We start from the raw sequence: 374 nt of genomic DNA, 5'->3' as shown, positions 1-374 counted from the left end.
GTCCTGGGGGTCCTGCTCGCCGTGCTCGGCATCGGTCTGTCGATCGCCCTGCACGAGATCGGCCACCTGGTCCCGGCGAAGAAGTTCGGGCTGCGGGTGCCCCAGTACATGGTCGGCTTCGGGCCGACGATCTGGTCGCGACGCCGCGGTGAGACCGAGTACGGGGTCAAGGCGATCCCGCTCGGTGGCTACATCCGGATGATCGGGATGTTTCCGCCCGCCGCGGACGGCACCGTGCGCGCGTCGAGCACCGGCCGGATGAGCCAGCTCGTCGACGAGGCGCGTCAGCAGAGCCTCGAGGAGATCCGTCCCGGCGACGACGGGCGGATGTTCTACCAGCTGCCGATCTGGAAGCGGATCGTCATCATGATGGG

The 374-nt window shown here is 68.4% G+C and carries 1 protein-coding gene; it reads left to right on the top strand.

The genetic code is table 11. The features are described from left to right. Window positions 1–374 (top strand): site-2 protease family protein (locus AB4Y71_RS18010; RefSeq protein ID WP_441722763.1); only part of this gene is annotated, 374 nt, incomplete at both ends.

This window comes from Glutamicibacter sp. MCAF14 (genome assembly GCF_052114325.1).
GTDB lineage: Bacteria > Actinomycetota > Actinomycetes > Actinomycetales > Micrococcaceae > Glutamicibacter > Glutamicibacter arilaitensis.
The sequence above is the reverse complement of the archived record's forward strand: the minus strand, read 5'-3'. Positions and strand labels throughout refer to the sequence as shown.